This window comes from Vibrio sp. S11_S32, from assembly GCF_014694465.1.
Classification (GTDB): Bacteria; Pseudomonadota; Gammaproteobacteria; order Enterobacterales; family Vibrionaceae; genus Vibrio; species Vibrio algicola.
In genome coordinates this window covers 72,200-88,055 of record NZ_JAAUWS010000003.1, presented here as the reverse complement: position 1 = coordinate 88,055, position 15,856 = coordinate 72,200, and the positions used below count along the sequence as shown (strand labels likewise).

General features: G+C 42.4%; 11 protein-coding genes. 6 read left to right on the top strand and 5 right to left on the bottom strand.

Going from position 1 to position 15,856, the window contains the following annotated elements; genetic code table 11:
- Positions 1–1,473, bottom strand: coding sequence for a sodium-dependent transporter (locus HC723_RS03185; RefSeq protein WP_190338196.1), 1,473 nt, complete (start codon positions 1,471–1,473; stop codon positions 1–3).
- 641 nt (positions 1,474–2,114) lie between these two features.
- Between HC723_RS03185 and HC723_RS03180 the strand changes: the two genes are divergently transcribed.
- Positions 2,115–3,308, top strand: coding sequence for a patatin-like phospholipase family protein (locus tag HC723_RS03180; protein ID WP_153447349.1), 1,194 nt, complete (start codon positions 2,115–2,117; stop codon positions 3,306–3,308).
- Between the two features lie 239 nt (positions 3,309–3,547).
- The gene (gene tagH / locus HC723_RS03175) at positions 3,548–4,678 is read left to right on the top strand and encodes a type VI secretion system-associated FHA domain protein TagH (RefSeq protein WP_190338195.1); all 1,131 of its coding nucleotides are present in this window, start codon (positions 3,548–3,550) and stop codon (positions 4,676–4,678) included.
- A gap of 101 nt (positions 4,679–4,779) precedes the next feature.
- On the opposite strand, the gene pyk is transcribed toward tagH, so the two are convergent.
- The gene (gene pyk / locus HC723_RS03170; protein WP_190338194.1) at positions 4,780–6,225 is read right to left on the bottom strand and encodes a pyruvate kinase; all 1,446 of its coding nucleotides are present in this window, start codon (positions 6,223–6,225) and stop codon (positions 4,780–4,782) included.
- Between the two features lie 426 nt (positions 6,226–6,651).
- On the opposite strand from pyk, the gene mlc reads away from it, so the two are divergent.
- The gene (mlc, locus tag HC723_RS03165) at positions 6,652–7,866 is read left to right on the top strand and encodes a sugar metabolism global transcriptional regulator Mlc (protein ID WP_190338193.1); all 1,215 of its coding nucleotides are present in this window, start codon (positions 6,652–6,654) and stop codon (positions 7,864–7,866) included.
- A gap of 124 nt (positions 7,867–7,990) precedes the next feature.
- Here the strand turns inward: mlc and HC723_RS03160 are convergent, their stop codons facing one another.
- The gene (locus HC723_RS03160; protein WP_153447345.1) at positions 7,991–8,731 is read right to left on the bottom strand and encodes a YciK family oxidoreductase; all 741 of its coding nucleotides are present in this window, start codon (positions 8,729–8,731) and stop codon (positions 7,991–7,993) included.
- Positions 8,732–8,912: 181 nt separating this feature from the next.
- On the opposite strand from HC723_RS03160, the gene sohB reads away from it, so the two are divergent.
- Both sohB and focA read left to right on the top strand, forming a co-directional pair.
- The gene (gene sohB / locus HC723_RS03155) at positions 8,913–9,974 is read left to right on the top strand and encodes a protease SohB (protein WP_153448180.1); all 1,062 of its coding nucleotides are present in this window, start codon (positions 8,913–8,915) and stop codon (positions 9,972–9,974) included.
- A gap of 294 nt (positions 9,975–10,268) precedes the next feature.
- The gene (focA, locus tag HC723_RS03150; protein WP_153447344.1) at positions 10,269–11,117 is read left to right on the top strand and encodes a formate transporter FocA; all 849 of its coding nucleotides are present in this window, start codon (positions 10,269–10,271) and stop codon (positions 11,115–11,117) included.
- 390 nt (positions 11,118–11,507) lie between these two features.
- On the opposite strand, the gene HC723_RS03145 is transcribed toward focA, so the two are convergent.
- Positions 11,508–11,765 carry a DUF2498 family protein gene (locus HC723_RS03145; protein WP_190338192.1) on the bottom strand — a complete coding sequence of 86 codons (258 nt, stop codon included), beginning with the start codon at positions 11,763–11,765 and terminating at the stop codon, positions 11,508–11,510.
- Positions 11,766–12,137: 372 nt separating this feature from the next.
- Here HC723_RS03145 and topA point away from each other — a divergent pair, with 372 nt between their 5' ends.
- On the top strand, positions 12,138–14,780 hold the full coding sequence (gene topA, locus HC723_RS03140; protein ID WP_190338191.1) for a type I DNA topoisomerase: 2,643 nt from the start codon (positions 12,138–12,140) through the stop codon (positions 14,778–14,780).
- Positions 14,781–14,868: 88 nt separating this feature from the next.
- On the opposite strand, the gene HC723_RS03135 is transcribed toward topA, so the two are convergent.
- Entirely contained in the window at positions 14,869–15,837 is a 969-nt protein-coding gene (locus tag HC723_RS03135) for a LysR substrate-binding domain-containing protein (RefSeq protein WP_190338190.1), read from the bottom strand.
- Between the last annotated feature and the right edge of the window lie 19 nt (positions 15,838–15,856).

Sequence of the window (15,856 nt, the reverse complement as noted above, 5' to 3'; positions counted from 1 at the left end):
TTAGGCCTCTTTCTTGTTGGTTACGTTAATGATAATGGCGATGACTAGCATGGCAGCTAATAAGCCCCAGCCGAGTAACATCAAATCGAATTGCCCATAACCGCCATAACCTTCATTAACGGTATCAATGACTTTACTGCCAAAGATATAAGCAATAATGACAGGGCTTAGGAAACGGATACATAAATCAAACCAAACCCCAATAGTCACTTCCGATATCTTATTGGCATAATCCCGGATGTCGGCAACTTTAAACAACCAACCGACCAAGATTAACTCAATTAAACAACTAGCCAATAGAGCAATATTGTTGATAAAGAAGTCGACTAAATCCAATAGAAGTAGACCCCCGTTAGTGGCAAATGAAAGCGAGACTAATAGCCCTGTACCACACACGATGGATACCGCTTTTTTACGTGATAACTTAAGCTTATCAATAATAGATGATGTCACCGCTTCCATAATTGAAATATGCGAACTCAGGCCAGCAACCACTAATGCTAAGAAGAACAGTGGGCCTAAGATATAAGGTGCTGGCAGTAGGTTGATAGCGGCAGGAATGGTCACAAAGGCTAAACCAACCCCAGCGGTGACCACTTCGGTTAACTCTTTGCCTTGTCCTTGTGCCATATAGCCAAGCACAGAGAAAATCAGAATACCGGATACGATAGAGAAACCACAGTTAATCAATACTGTCATCAAAGCATTATTGGTGATGTCTGATTTTTCTGGTAGATAACTTGAGTAAGCCAGCATAATGGCGAAACCAACAGAAAGGGTAAAGAATATTTGCCCATAGGCAGCGGCCCACACGGTTGGGTCGCTTAGCTTGCTAAAATCAGGCTCAAATAAGTAGTTAAGACCATCAAGCGCACCAGGAAGGAACACCATACGACCAATCAGCGCCAAGACCATGATAAATAGAACGGGCATCATGATCTTGCCGGCACGTTCAATCCCGCCTTTAACACCACTGAAAAGTGCCGCAAAGGTAATGCCCCAAGCTACAATCATAGGAATCGCAATATGCCATTGCACACTCCCCAGTTGGCTTGGACTGTTACCATCACCGAGTTGTAGATATTCACTAAAGAAATAAGCGTTAGGATCAGCGCCCCAACTTTGATCGACCGCTAAACCAACATAAGAAATAGCCCAGCCGATGATCGCAACATAGTACACACCAATTACGGCGGCGATCATTACTTGAAACCAACCCAGCCACTCAAATTTAGCGTGGATTTTGGCTAATGTTTTCGGCGCTGAACCACGGAATTTGTGTCCCATGGTGAATTCTAAAATCATAAAAGGAATACCAGCGGTGAGCATGGCAAAAAGGTAAGGAATAAAGAAAGCACCGCCACCATTTTCATACGCCATATATGGGAAGCGCCAAATATTGCCCAAGCCGATGGCAGAGCCAACCGCGGCTAGAATAAAGCCCGTACGTGAGCCCCATTGTTCTCGTTTCATATTTACATCCTCTGTAGCGGTATTTATCCAAGTCAGCCGCACCGAATACCGTCGGTTTTTTATTCTAATTGGCGACTAACAAATCAGGTTATTATTCTAAATATTGTCAGTAGTAGCAGGAAAAAGCGCTGTTATGCACTCTCAGAGTATCGACCGATAAAAAAGAACGCAATAGGTAACTGTTAAGGTGTATTAATAGCAGTATAAAGTATTTATCTTGATATTTTTATCATGATGTTACATACAACCAACTAATTGTTAATTTTTAGTGTTATAAACTGCTTTTGTCGAATAAAGCATAAGATAAATATTGTTTAAATTGTCAGATTTATTGATGAATAAATAGCCAATATTTGAACTGATACGATATTTTATGCCAATTTATACTGAGTTAGTCGCGTAATGACTAGATAGTGAGCAGGATAGAAAAGTTATTTTATTGTTGTGATTTGCTCACCTCTTACTTGTTGATTCGTGTTAGAATTTCAGTTGTTTTTACCTCTAGGAGTATTATTATGAGTCGTGATTTTAAAATTGCTTTATCTGTGATTGGTAGCATTATGGTTTTCTTGGCAATTTTTGTCGTGATCGTTGCTACACATCGCTAAGCGTTTCTTTAGTTGATGTAACATGGAGGTTGTGTGAATAACAGTGGCGTTGTAACGGATGTAGATATTTCTGTCGATCACACGATCCTTAATAAGTATGCCAACGGACGGCATGCTTTAATCGCCCAAGGTGGTGGTCAAAAAGGTATTTTTACCACTGGAGTATTAGACAGTTTATTAGCGGCAGCCATTGATCCATTTGATGTTTTTTATGGTACATCCGCTGGGGCATTAAATGTTGCATCTTTCCTTTCGCGTCAATCTGGTCTAGGTAAAGCTTTCATTACTGATTTAACGACTCGCCCTGAATTTTTCCGCTTATTTTCTCATATCCGTAATAAACAACGACTCGATCTTGATTGGGCTTTCGAGCTTCTGCATACGCCTCAATATTTACTTGATATGGATGTGGCGCGTTTTTCTCTAGGCGAGCGGCAGGCTTATGCGGCGGTCACTAATGTCGCCAGTTTACATGATGAATATTTACCGATAATGACCACCAACTGGCGGGATGTCTTGCGAGCCACTTGTGCGATCCCTGGCTTATATCGTAAAGAAGTACAAATTAATGGTCAGTGTTATGTTGATGGTGGCGTGTCGGCATCGATTCCCACGCAAGAAGCTTGGCGACAGGGTGCGCGTATGATAAGTGTGATCCGTACCGAACCAGTTGGCTTGCCAATAGATATGGAAGAGGAAAGTCACGAATCTTTTCTTAATCGAGTGGGCTTAAATAATCATTTTGAAGCGATTCAAACACGGATCGTCAATCGAACCGCGGGGTGGCGCAAAGATTTTAGTGGATTTCTCCAGCAACGCATTGCGAAATCCCTTGAAATCGTAACTGACAAGCCAAAGCCGTTATTAAATGGTGGGCGCTGGTTATTCGGCGGCAGTGATGTGTACCGTTTGTGTCATTTAATGGGTGATCAGTTTGATTCCGGTTTGATGGATATGTTGATGGTGCATCATCAAACCTATTCGATGACACATAACTTTATGCTCAATCCACCCGATGATTGTTATGTACTGCAGATTGCCCCTGAGCAACCATTAAGATCCTCATCTTTATTGAGCAAGTTAGATGATCTCGAGTTCGATTATCAACTCGGAATAGAAGCGGGAAAAAAATACGTTGAATTGCTGCTGAGCTTAGAGAGTAAACCGGATCTGATTCATTCATCTGCCTATATTCGAGACAATAAACGTTGGTTAGATAGCGAATAAATGTCGTTCAAAGATGATTTATTTTTGAGTTAAGTTAACCGTGTCGCAGAAACTAATCTGCTACTTTTCCCCGTCAGATTTTTATCCCACTATTAGCCCTATAACCTACTTAGTTAACTCTGAGTAGGAGGATGACATGCATCTAGAGGCCATTGAATACCAACCGTAGTAACTATCTAATTACTTTGATTGGGATAAGATCCAAGTTTTCCATCGCTAAGCGTAGTCAGGGAGTGAATATGGAAGAGCAACTTTTTTTAACCTTTGTTGTTATGAATACCCGTTTATTGAAGACCGGTGGGGCGGCTTCATTTCAATTTAAGCAACAGGGTGGTTTCATTGGTAACGATGATACTTGCCATTGGGTTTTACCGGATCCAAATAATGCTTTGATCACCCCATATTGTCAGATCACATTTAGCGATAAGCAGTATCATCTGGTGGACTTGCAAGGTGGTATTGGCATTAATAATCAAGAGCCTAAATTTGAGCAAAATAATACGACATTGATCCGAAATGGTGATGTTTTTCGCATTGGTTCTTACCAGATTAAAGCGCATGTCAAAATGGTTGAGGTCGAGGTAGAAATGATGCATGAATATCAGGCATCAAGTCAGCAATCCATTCAAACTCAACAGACAAGCCAAACAAGCACCACCCAATCTTATATCCCTCAATTGGATATGGAGGTGCCTGCAGCCAAAACAACGCCAATCCCGAGTGCCAAGGTAGAAGCCCCAACCGTTACTCAAGCGGCAGTATCTAACAGTGAGACACCACCCGAAACAGCGCCAACCACTTCTATTGAAGTAGAAGTACAGCAAAGTTCAGTGCACAAGGAGCAAAGCATGACGGCAACGGATAGCCAAACAGTCACCGATGTAAAAAAACAATCTTTACAGGCTTGTCTACAAGGCTTACTGGCCATACACCAAAGGCAAGATAGTCAATTTCATTTGTTAAACCGCAGTTTCCAACCGATCCAAGATAATCCGCTGCAAATGGGGTTAGGCTTAGAGGAAACAGAGGAAGTCATGTTTGGTGGCGAAAAGAGTCTATTTCATTTAGAACCAGCGCAAGCAATCAGTGAGAGTTTAAAATCGGTAGAGTCGCACAATGAGCGAGTCCATAAAGCCACTGCCACTGCACTGCAATATATCTTGAATGAATTGTCACCGGACACATTAAAAACCCGATTTGACACTTATCGTAAAAATGCACCCGCTAATGTCGATGCTGATGCGTGGGCTTGGAAGATGTATCAATCGTATTTTTCTGAATTGACATCAGGTCGCCAAAAGGGATTTGAAAAACAGTTCTGGGAAGTATTAGAGCAGTCTTATGATTCCTTGCAGCGTCAAGGCTCGTAAGCCATTTTAGTGCAGGTAACGCTAAAAAATTAAAAGTAAGAAAGGAGCTAATTTAGCTCCTTTTTGTTTGGTTTTACATTGAGTAATGTATTTTATTGGTATTATTCTACTTCAATAATACGCATACAGTTAGTTGAGCCAACCAGATCCATCACATCACCTTGAGTAATGATCACAATATCCCCTTTTACCAATAAATGCTTTTCTTTTAGGGTGTTAATCGCTTCGATAGCGCAAGGTAAACCGGAGCCTGCGTCGTTGTTGAAATATACGGGTGTAACACCACGATAAAGGGCGGCACGATTTAGGGTTCTTTCATTTCGAGACAAAGCGAAAATCGGTAAGCCTGAACTCAAACGAGACATCATCAATGCCGTGCGGCCAGATTCGGTTAATGAAATCATGGCGGTAATGCCTTGCATATGGTTGGCAGAGTACATGGTCGCCATCGCGATGGTTTCTTCTGCCGATTCAAACTTACGGTCTAATCGATAATTCGACACATTAATTGATGGCATTTTTTCAGCGCCAACACAAACTTCGGCCATTGATTTGACGGTTTCTATCGGAAATTGCCCTGCCGCAGTTTCAGCCGATAACATCACCGCATCAGTACCATCTAATACCGCATTGGCCACATCCATGACTTCCGCTCGAGTTGGCATAGGGCTGGTGATCATCGATTCCATCATTTGGGTCGCGGTGATCACGTTACGATTTAAGCTACGAGCGCGGCGGATCAGTTGTTTTTGCACACCGACTAACTCCGCGTCGCCAATTTCAACGCCGAGATCGCCACGTGCTACCATCACTACATCCGATGCTAAAATAATATCGTCCATCGTTGCTTCACTGACCACGGTTTCGGCGCGTTCAACCTTCGCTACCAATTTTGCTTCTAAGCCTGCGTCGCGTGCTAAACGGCGAGCGTAATGCATATCTTCGCCATTGCGAGGGAAAGACACCGCTAAGTAATCTACTTTGATTTGCGCGGCGGTTAAGATGTCTTGTTTGTCTTTTTCGGTCAGAGCATCAGCCGATAAGCCTCCGCCTTTTTTATTGATGCCTTTATTGTTGGATAGAGGGCCGGCAACGGTGACTTCGGTATTTACCTTGGAGCCTTCAACCGACAACACTTTAAGTTGTACCCGACCGTCATCAAGCAGCAATATATCTCCCGCAAACACATCATTTGGTAGCGCTTTATAGTCTACACCGACGGCATATTGGTCGCCGAGGCCTTTGGCCATTTCACTATCTAAAGTGAATTTATCACCAATAGTTAATTGAATTTTACCGTCTTTAAATGTCGAAACGCGAATTTTAGGGCCTTGTAAATCCCCCAAAATGGCGACATGAATGCCTAAATTAGCGGCAATTGAGCGCACTTTCTCTGCGCGAATAATATGATCTTCCGCCGAGCCATGGGAAAAGTTCATTCGTACCACGTTGGCGCCAGCTTTGATGACTTCCTCTAGTACATTCTCTTTATCGGTGGCAGGACCTAAAGTAGTGACAATTTTAGTACGTCTTAATTTTTTTGACATGAAAACTCCATTTTTGATTACAGCCCAAATGCCGATATGTTGGTTTAAAACATCGAGATAGACAGGTGAGCACACGAGTGAAATTATTCCCAAGTTATCATTAAACAAGCGTAATTTTGATGGGTAAATTATTATTTTGTGGCTTACATAGCATAGTTTATTTTAAAACAGCATAGTTTATTTTAATCGTGAAAATATGACTTTATCGTGAACATTTGTAACGGTTTAATCTGATGTAAACGATTCATTACCTTGTTTTAAACGCATGCTTGCATACATAAAATCAATGAGATTGAATATAAAAATGCTTATTTTAGGCTGAAAAAAAATTATAACGTGATACTTGTCACGCTCCGTTGCCTTTAGGCTTCACAATTAGTTCGCAGTGTAAAAAAATTAGCTATTGGATTTCATTTGGAGTGCGTTATGTACATGGCTCAGCCTGGTCATATTGATCAAATTAAGCAGATAAACAGCGGTCGTGTCTATAAGCTGATTGACCAATATGGGCCTATATCGCGTATTGACCTATCCAAATTGAGCGGCTTGGCTCCGGCGAGTATCACTAAAATTTCACGTGAATTAGTGGATGGTCATTTAATCCATGAAACAGTGGTGCAAGAGTCGATTAGCCGAGGTCGTCCTGCGGTTGGATTGCAAACTAATAACCAAGGTTGGCAGTTTTTATCTATTCGTTTAGGCAAAGGGTATCTGATCATTGCGCTGCATGATTTAGGCGCAAAGGTGTTGGTTGAGCATCGAGTAACAATTGAAGAGCGAGATCAAACCTCGTTATTAGTAAGAATATTAGCCGAAATCGAACATTTTTTTGCACACTATGCTGATAAACTTGAGCGAGTCACCAGCATTGCATTGACCTTACCGGCACTGGTTGATTTTGCGCAAGGCACGGTGATCCAAATGCCGTTTTATCATATCCATAAACTGGCGTTAGGACCTGAAATTTACGATAAAACAGGACTGCCAGTTTTTATTGCCAATGACATGAGCGCTTGGGCATTAGCTGAAATGTTATTTGGTAATGCTCAAGAAGTGGATAACTCATTGTTGATCAGTAACTTTCAAGGCGTAGGGGCAGGGGTTATTTTAAATGGCCGTTTGATCTATAACCGTTATGGTAATATTGGTGAGCTGGGTCATATTCAAATCGATCCCAATGGTGCGGTTTGTCAATGTGGCAAAACGGGCTGTTTAGATACAATTGCTTCGGCCGAATCAGTGTGCGCATCGGTGGTAACGCGGATTGCGAATGGTGAGCCTTCCTGTTTAGATATCAATAACATCAGCATGGAAACGATCTGTTCGGCTTCAATAAATGAAGATGCCTTAGCTAAGGGCGTGATTGAGCAATTGGGTCGAGATTTAGGCAAAGGCATTGCCATGATGGTGAACATCTTTAGCCCTGAGAAAATCTTACTTGGCGGCGCGCTTAATCATGCAAAGTCGATTTTGTATCCAGTGATTGTCGAGACCTTAAAGCAGCAAAGCTTGTACCCAGAACATAGGGAAGTACAATTGGCTGAAAGCCGTTTCTTTACCCAAACCACCATGCCAGGCGCAGCGTTAATCAAACAAGCTTTGTATAATGGCAGTTTATTACTCAAGGTAAGCGAAGGTTAAGAGTGTGTAATGGTAGGTGCTTTGGACGTAGCGCCGAGTTATTAAACAGAAATGCCAGCCTATCATCGGCTGGCATTTTGTTTCATTGACTCAGAAATAATAATGAGGCAAGTCTCGAGCTGATTTATTTAGGCTGAGCATCAATACATTGTCCGTGCACATCGCCACATTCATCACTGACTAAATAGAGATACAGCGGCATAATATCGGCCGCCGTTTTTAATAAATTTGTATCTTCTGCTGGGAAGGCAGAAGCGCGCATTTTAGTGCGAGTGGCACCTGGGTTAATCGCATTCACACGAACCTGAGTATCGGTTAACTCGTCGGCTAATGTCATCATCATGCCTTCGGTGGCAAATTTTGAAATCGCATAACTGGCCCAGTAAGCTTTGCCCACATGACCCACAGTGGATGAAGTAAACACAATACGACCATGCTCAGCCGCTAAGATCAAAGGTAAGACCGCTTGAGTCATCAACAATTGTGCTTTGACATTAATTTGCATCACTTCATCAAAGGTTGATTCTTCAATTTGTGCAAATGGGGTCAGGACACCTAACATTCCCGCATTATGTAATACCGCATCTAAACGACCAAATTGTTGCTTAATGGTCTCACTCATATCGATATAATGTTGCTTGGTCGCGCCTTGCATATCTAAAGGGATGATGGCGGCTTGCGGATAACCTTTGGCTTCAATTTCATCATACACAGAGGTTAATTTAGCCACGGTGCGGCCTAATAAAATCACGGTGGCGCCATGTTGAGCATAATGCAACGCGGCTTCTCTGCCGATCCCATCACCGGCTCCGGTGACTAAAATAACCTTATCTTCGAGTGCATTGGCGGGAATAGTGTAATTCACAACGTTTTCCTTATGGGCAGCCCGCAGAGCAGGCAGAGAAAAAATAGTAATAGAGACGAAAAAACACTCTATTTAATCGACGTTAAGTACAGAGCATAAATGGATAATTTGAGTCTAAAACTGCATCTTGACGTGCTTTCGGTATACAATACACCAATTGATTGGATATGAGGAAATGACATTGGAATTTTTGTTGGATTACGGATTGTTTTTAGCCAAGATCGTGACGTTTGTTGTCGCGGTTATTGCATTAATTGTTGGGATTAAACTGTTAGGCAGTAAAGGCTCTAGCGCCACTGGTGAGCTTAAAGTAACGGATTTATGCGAAAAATATAAAGATACCGTTGCTCAACTGGAAGATCATTTGCATGACGAAACCTATTTAAAAGCACGGGATAAAGCGCAAGCCAAAGCCGATAAAGCCAAACATAAACAACAAGCGAAACAAGCCAAAAAAGAAGCCAAATCGGGGGAGTTAACATCTGATCGTAAACCGCATTTATTTGTATTGGATTTTAATGGCAGTATTGATGCCAAAGAAGTGAGCAGTTTACGCGAAGAAATTACCGCTATTTTATCTGTCGCTAAGGCCGAAGATGAAGTGTTGCTTCGTTTAGAAACCGGTGGCGGCATGGTGCACGGTTATGGCTTGGCTTCATCACAATTGGATCGCTTGAAAAAGGCCAATATACCGCTCACGATTGCGGTAGATAAAGTTGCCGCTAGCGGTGGTTATATGATGGCGTGTGTGGCCGATAAGATTGTGTCGGCCCCGTTTGCAATAGTCGGTTCTATTGGCGTGATCGCGCAAATTCCAAACTTTCATAAAGTATTGAAGAAGAACGATATTGAGTTTGAACAACTCACCGCCGGCGAATACAAACGCACTTTGACCATGTTTGGTGAAAACAGCGATAAAGCACGCGATAAATTCAAACTCGAGTTAGAAGAAACGCATGTGCTATTTAAAGACTTTATTCATGAACATCGTCCAGCGTTAGATTTAGATAAAGTGGCGACAGGTGAACATTGGTTTGGTTCGAAAGCGTTCGAGCTTGGCTTGGTGGATGAGATCAAAACTTCAGATGATTTGATTATCGACGCGACCAAGCAAAAAGCCGTATTAGCATTGCACTATGTGAAGAAGAAGAAGCTGTCCGACAAATTTGCCGGTACCGCTGCCAAAACCGCAGACAATGTATTTTTAAAATTGTTATCGCGTGGTCAACGACCGATTGTTTAGAGACTGATTATTTAGCGGCGATCGCGAACGTTAAATCGCTCTATCTCGATTTAAATGGAATAAGCTCACAGATTTGTGGGCTTTTTTTTCATCAAAAAAGTCGCATTATTTAAGTTTTGTACCATTTTTATACTGTATCGTTTGTTTTCTTGAGTTAATGAAGATGTTTTAGCGCAAAAAAGCTTAAGGAAATAATTATTTTACCTGTTGATATAAAAACTTGAATTTTATCACAGTAACGTGCAATATCAGCCTCCCAAATTAATCCTGTACCTAAAATGTTACGAGAGAGCAATGGAACATAATCAATTCGAATCACTGATGCCAGCTGAAATGGCGCAGAAAGCGGCGGAAGCCGGAGCTTACAAAGTAAAGAAACCATTTTTTAAAACCTTTATGCTGGCGGTTACCGCAGGCATACATATTGGTATCGCGTTTATTTTTTACACCACCGTCACCAGTGGCACACAAGATGTCGCACCTGGCTTTTCACACTTTGTTGGTGGCCTTGCGTTTAGTTTAGGTCTGATTTTAGTTGTGGTCACTGGCAGTGAGTTGTTCACTAGCTCAACCTTGACCGTGGTGGCTAAAGCCAGCGGCCTTATCACTTGGGGCCAACTGGTTAAAAACTGGATTTATGTATACTTTGGTAACTTAGTCGGCTGTCTTATGCTGGTTGTTATTATGTTAATTGCTCAGCAATATATGAGCGATAACGGCGGTATCGGTATTAATGCGATGCATATCGCGCAGCATAAAATGCACCACAGTTTTTCCTCTGCTGTCGCACTTGGTACTATGGCTAACTTATTGGTTTGTATTGGTGTTTGGATGTCTTATGCCGGTCGTACAGTGACCGATAAAATGTTGATTTTGATCTTGCCGGTTGCCATGTTCGTATCATCTGGCTTTGAACATAGTATTGCCAATATGTTCCAAATTCCATTTGCGATTGGGATCAAAACCTTTGCTCCAGACAGTTTTTGGCAGATGACGGGCACAACGGCTAGTCAGTTCGCCGATTTAAATATGATGGATTTCATCACCAATAACCTTATTCCGGTGACGATTGGTAATATCATTGGTGGTAGCGTATTTGTGGGTGGTTGGTTCTGGTCAATATTCTTACGTAAATCGAAGTAAGATTGCAGTCTAAATTGCTAAAAAATGCCCTAGCTTATCACTAGGGCATTTTTGTATGTTTCTAGGTTGGGTATTAACCAATCGTGCTATTACCATTGGTTATCACTATCGAGCCGTCAACAGACTTAGGGGCTGTTGATCTTTCGTGATTAAATTTTGTTCGAGATAAAAGCCTTTTAATCGAGGCAAGTCGATTGAAGCCTAGTTATTCTAAGTAAATGAGACTTAACGAAGAGTAAAAGGCTTTTAGCCGAACCCTTCGGGCTGCGTTTGTTGGTCTTTTCTACTTCGTCATCGGCTTTTCGTGTAGCCAGCTACACCACAAAGCCTTTTCCCTGTATAAAAACCCAACAATTCGCAGCAAAAACAACCACGAAAGATTAACAGCCCCTAGTGAACCGTGTGTTCGAGAGTGAATTCTTTTGACAGGTGTAGTGCAAGGTATTTAAAGATATTAAACACCGCCATGGTTTTTTCGGTCGGAATGCCTTGCTCATCTAGAAAATAGTCACCTTTAAAGATCAAAACATCGTCTTTTTCGGTTACCGATGTGGCGCGCATACCTTCGATGTAGTTTTCATTTTCTTGGATCACCTGATTGGCAATAAGAAGAAGTTCGAATTCTGAAATGCTTTTTTTCTCAGTCATAATAAACCTGCTTGTGAATAGAAATTGGCGAGTTTGCAGTGCCAATAACCATAGTGTAAATCGAAAAAACGACTGAGGTAAATAAAAAAAGCCAACAAGATATATATAAGAGCGAAGTCTGGAGGGAAATTAATGACGAAGTCAGCCAAGATGGCGCGATTTGTATCCGAACCTTTATCTGCAAGCATCGCAATCGGTTAGCATATTGAAATAAAAGCGGGTTTTTTGTCTAGTTGTCGCTCATTTAGATAGAAATATGAAAAAATTGGTTGATCTTATTTAAAACTCACTCGATAGTAAAAAAAGAAGCAATTTTATAAAAGTGCATGCAGTTAGTACAAATGCAGCCGATGAGGATGTGTAAATTTAGTTATGGGTAAATCTCTAGTTATCGTGGAGTCACCAGCCAAAGCGAAGACGATCAACAAATATCTTGGTAAAGATTTTGTGGTTAAGTCGAGTGTTGGTCATGTACGTGACTTGCCCACTGCCGGTCAGAGCAGTGGCAAAAAAGCAACACCTATCTCAACCAAAGGGTTGAGCCCAGAAGAAAAAGCTCGCATCAAGAAAAAGAAAGATAAAGCCGCATTAATTAAAAAAATGGGGATTGATCCTTTCAATGGCTGGGAAGCGAACTATCAAATCCTACCGGGTAAAGAGAAGGTGGTTGCGGAATTACAAAAACTTGCTAAAGATGCAGACTGCATTTATCTCGCGACCGATTTGGACCGCGAAGGAGAAGCCATCGCGTGGCACCTTCGTGAGATCATCGGTGGTGATGATTCGCGATACAAACGTGTAGTGTTTAACGAAATTACTAAAAATGCCATTCAACAGGCGTTTGAAACACCGGGCGAACTGAACATTGATGGTGTGAACGCGCAGCAAACGCGTCGTTTCCTTGACCGTGTGGTTGGCTTTATGGTGTCACCGCTACTTTGGAAAAAAGTCGCGCGTGGATTATCTGCCGGTCGCGTTCAATCAGTTGCGGTAAAATTGCTGGTGGAACGTGAGCGTGAAATCAACGCATTTATTCCGGAAGAGTTTTGGGATATTCATGCCGATACTCAAACGCCAGATAACACAAATTTCCGTTTATTAGTCGCCCAACAAAATGGTTCGGCTTTTAAACCCGTCAACGAAGCGCAAGCAAAAGCGGCGTTAGCGGTATTAGATAAAGCCAAATACGAAGTGTGTAAGCGTGAAGATCGCCCAACCTCAAGTAAGCCATCTGCGCCTTATATTACTTCAACATTGCAACAAGCGGCCAGTACCCGTCTTGGTTATGGTGTGAAAAAGACCATGATGCTCGCTCAGAGGCTCTATGAGGGTGGTTACATCACTTATATGCGTACTGACTCAACTAACTTGAGTTCAGAGGCTGTAGAGGCTTGTCGTGGCCTTATTGAATCTGAGTTTGGTGACGCATATCTGCCTGCCAAAGCGTTAGTTTATGGCAGTAAAGCCGGCGCACAAGAAGCGCACGAAGCGATCCGACCATCCAGCGTCGAAGTTAAAACCGACGACTTGCAAGCAATGGAAGCCGACGCGCATAAGTTGTATAGCCTAATTTGGAATCAATTTGTCGCTTGTCAAATGACACCCGCTAAATACGATTCAACCACGGTGAGCGTCAAAGCCGAAGAGTTCACATTAAAAGCCAAAGGTCGCATCCTTAAATTTGATGGTTGGACTCGCGTGCAACGTCCAATGGGGAAAAATGAAGATCAACTTCTGCCAGCGGTAAGCGTAGGGGATACTTTATCTCTGCAACAACTGGACCCTAAACAGCACTTTACTAAACCGCCAGCGCGTTTCACTGAAGCGGCATTAGTAAAAGAGCTTGAGAAAAAAGGCATTGGTCGCCCATCGACCTACGCTTCCATTATCTCAACCATTCAAGATCGTGGTTACGTTAAAGTCGATCAACGTCGTTTTTACGCTGAAAAAATGGGCGAGATCGTAACCGACCGCCTAGATGGCAGCTTTAACGATTTAATGAACTACGACTTTACCGCTCGTATGGAGCAAAAACTTGACCAAATCGCCGAAGGTGAAGCCGGTTGGACGGATGTGCTGGATAACTTCTTTGACGATTTCACTACCGATATTGAAAAAGCGGATCTGGATGAATCGGAAGGTGGCATGACGCCAAATAAGATCGTCGAAACTGATATTCAGTGCCCAACCTGTTCGCGTCCAATGGGCATTCGCACCGCCTCAACGGGTGTGTTCTTAGGCTGTTCGGGTTATGCGTTGTCACCAAAAGAGCGTTGCAAAACCACCATCAACTTAGGTGATGAAGAAGGCATTATCAACGTACTGGAAGAAGACGTTGAAACCGCAGCATTGCGCGCCAAAAAACGTTGTCCGATTTGTGAAACCGCAATGGATGCTTACTTAATTGATGAAACTCGTAAAATGCACGTTTGTGGTAACAACCCAAATTGTGATGGTTATGTGGTTGAATTTGGTGAGTTTAAACCAAAAGGTTACGACGGTCCGTTAGTTGAGTGTGACAAATGTGGTTCAGACATGGTGCTGAAAAACGGTCGCTTTGGTAAATATATGGGCTGTACCAGTGAAGACTGTAAAAACACCCGTAAGATTTTACGCAATGGTGATGTTGCGCCGCCTAAAGAAGATCCGGTTCACTTGCCTGAATTACCTTGTTCGAATTCAGATGCGTATTTCGTCTTACGCGATGGCGCTTCTGGTCTGTTTATGGCAGCAAGCAACTTCCCGAAATCTCGCGAAACCCGTGCGCCATTAGTAGCGGAAATGGTGGAATACAAAGACCGTATCTCACCTAAGTTCCAATACTTAGCCACTGCGCCAGTTGCCGATCCAGACGGCTTGCCAACTGTAGTTCGCTTTAGCCGTAAATCGAAAGAGCATTACGTTCGTTCAGAAGTCGATGCAAAACCAACCGGTTGGACAGGTTTATACGTCAACGGCAAATGGGAAATTACCGACAAACGTAAAAAGCCTAAAAAAGAAACCAAAGCAGGCTAATTAATTCGTTAGTTCTTATATACCCCAGTCACTTCAATGTGGCTGGGGTTTTTGTTTTAAGCGAGCTGGATTTTTAACTGAAGTAGGATCAATACTGCGGCAGGCTAAAGCTTTGTGAGAGTTTCTTGATCTCTAAATCATTCATGGTGACAATTTTTTCCATGGTTTCACGGGTAAGGTGAGGGCAGAAATGCTCAATGAAATCGTAGGTGTGACGCTGCAAGAAAATATTGCGGCTAAAGCAGATCCAAGCGCTGCAAGATGGCAGTTCTTCAATATCAATGGTAACGATATTGTCATCATGAATGTTATTGGCGGCTACGGAGGCGACAATACCAACCCCGAAGTTCATATTGACGTATTTTAAGATCACGTCGACATCCATTACCGTCATAAAGTAATTGGGCGTTAAGCCTCTTTCTGAGAAAGCTTGCTCTTGCACAAGCTTGCCAGTCGAGCCCGCTTCGTAACTAATAATAGGGTAGTTGGCCACATCGGCTAAGGTGACTTTAGATTTAGCGGCCAGTGGGTGATCTTTTGGCACTACCAAAGACATGCGCCATAAATATGCGGGCAAAATGATGGCGTTTGATTCGGGTTTCACATCTTGCGCGATGATGGAAAAGTCTGAGTGACCTTTTTGAATTAAAGAGCCATTTTGATCCGGTTGTACTGCGCCAATATGGAAGGTGATTTGTGGGTAGCGTTTAACAAATTTATTCACGGTTGCTGGCAGGATAAATCGAGCAATAGTGTTGGTGGTGTAAATGTTAAGGCAGCCATTATCTGGATTGACGAAAGTTTTCGAGATCTCAAGTATTTTGCTCTCAATTTCGAGCATTTTCTCCACTTCATTTAAAATCAACTTCCCTTCTGGGGTAATGGAATTTAAATGCTTGCCTTTGCGCTCGAAAATCTTCAACCCTAATTCTGCTTCAAGCAAACCAATTTGTTTGCTCACGCCCGGTTGAGTGGTGTAGAGGCTTTGAGAGGCTAGCGAGATATTTAAGTCATTTTTTACGATGGCGCTTAAATACTTAAGCTGTTGTAATTTCATCCATCCTTCCTATGGTAAA

What these genes read in the sequence shown, in the direction of transcription:
- HC723_RS03185 (WP_190338196.1), bottom strand. Translation starts at nt 1,473, where the DNA reads ATGAAACGAGAACAATGGGGCTCACGTACGGGCTTTATTCTAGCCGCG.
- HC723_RS03145 (WP_190338192.1), bottom strand. Translation starts at nt 11,765, where the DNA reads ATGACTGAGAAAAAAAGCATTTCAGAATTCGAACTTCTTCTTATTGCC.
- HC723_RS03135 (WP_190338190.1), bottom strand. Translation starts at nt 15,837, where the DNA reads ATGAAATTACAACAGCTTAAGTATTTAAGCGCCATCGTAAAAAATGAC.
- mlc (WP_190338193.1), top strand. Translation starts at nt 6,652, where the DNA reads ATGTACATGGCTCAGCCTGGTCATATTGATCAAATTAAGCAGATAAAC.
- pyk (WP_190338194.1), bottom strand. Translation starts at nt 6,225, where the DNA reads ATGTCAAAAAAATTAAGACGTACTAAAATTGTCACTACTTTAGGTCCT.
- tagH (WP_190338195.1), top strand. Translation starts at nt 3,548, where the DNA reads ATGGAAGAGCAACTTTTTTTAACCTTTGTTGTTATGAATACCCGTTTA.
- focA (WP_153447344.1), top strand. Translation starts at nt 10,269, where the DNA reads ATGGAACATAATCAATTCGAATCACTGATGCCAGCTGAAATGGCGCAG.
- topA (WP_190338191.1), top strand. Translation starts at nt 12,138, where the DNA reads ATGGGTAAATCTCTAGTTATCGTGGAGTCACCAGCCAAAGCGAAGACG.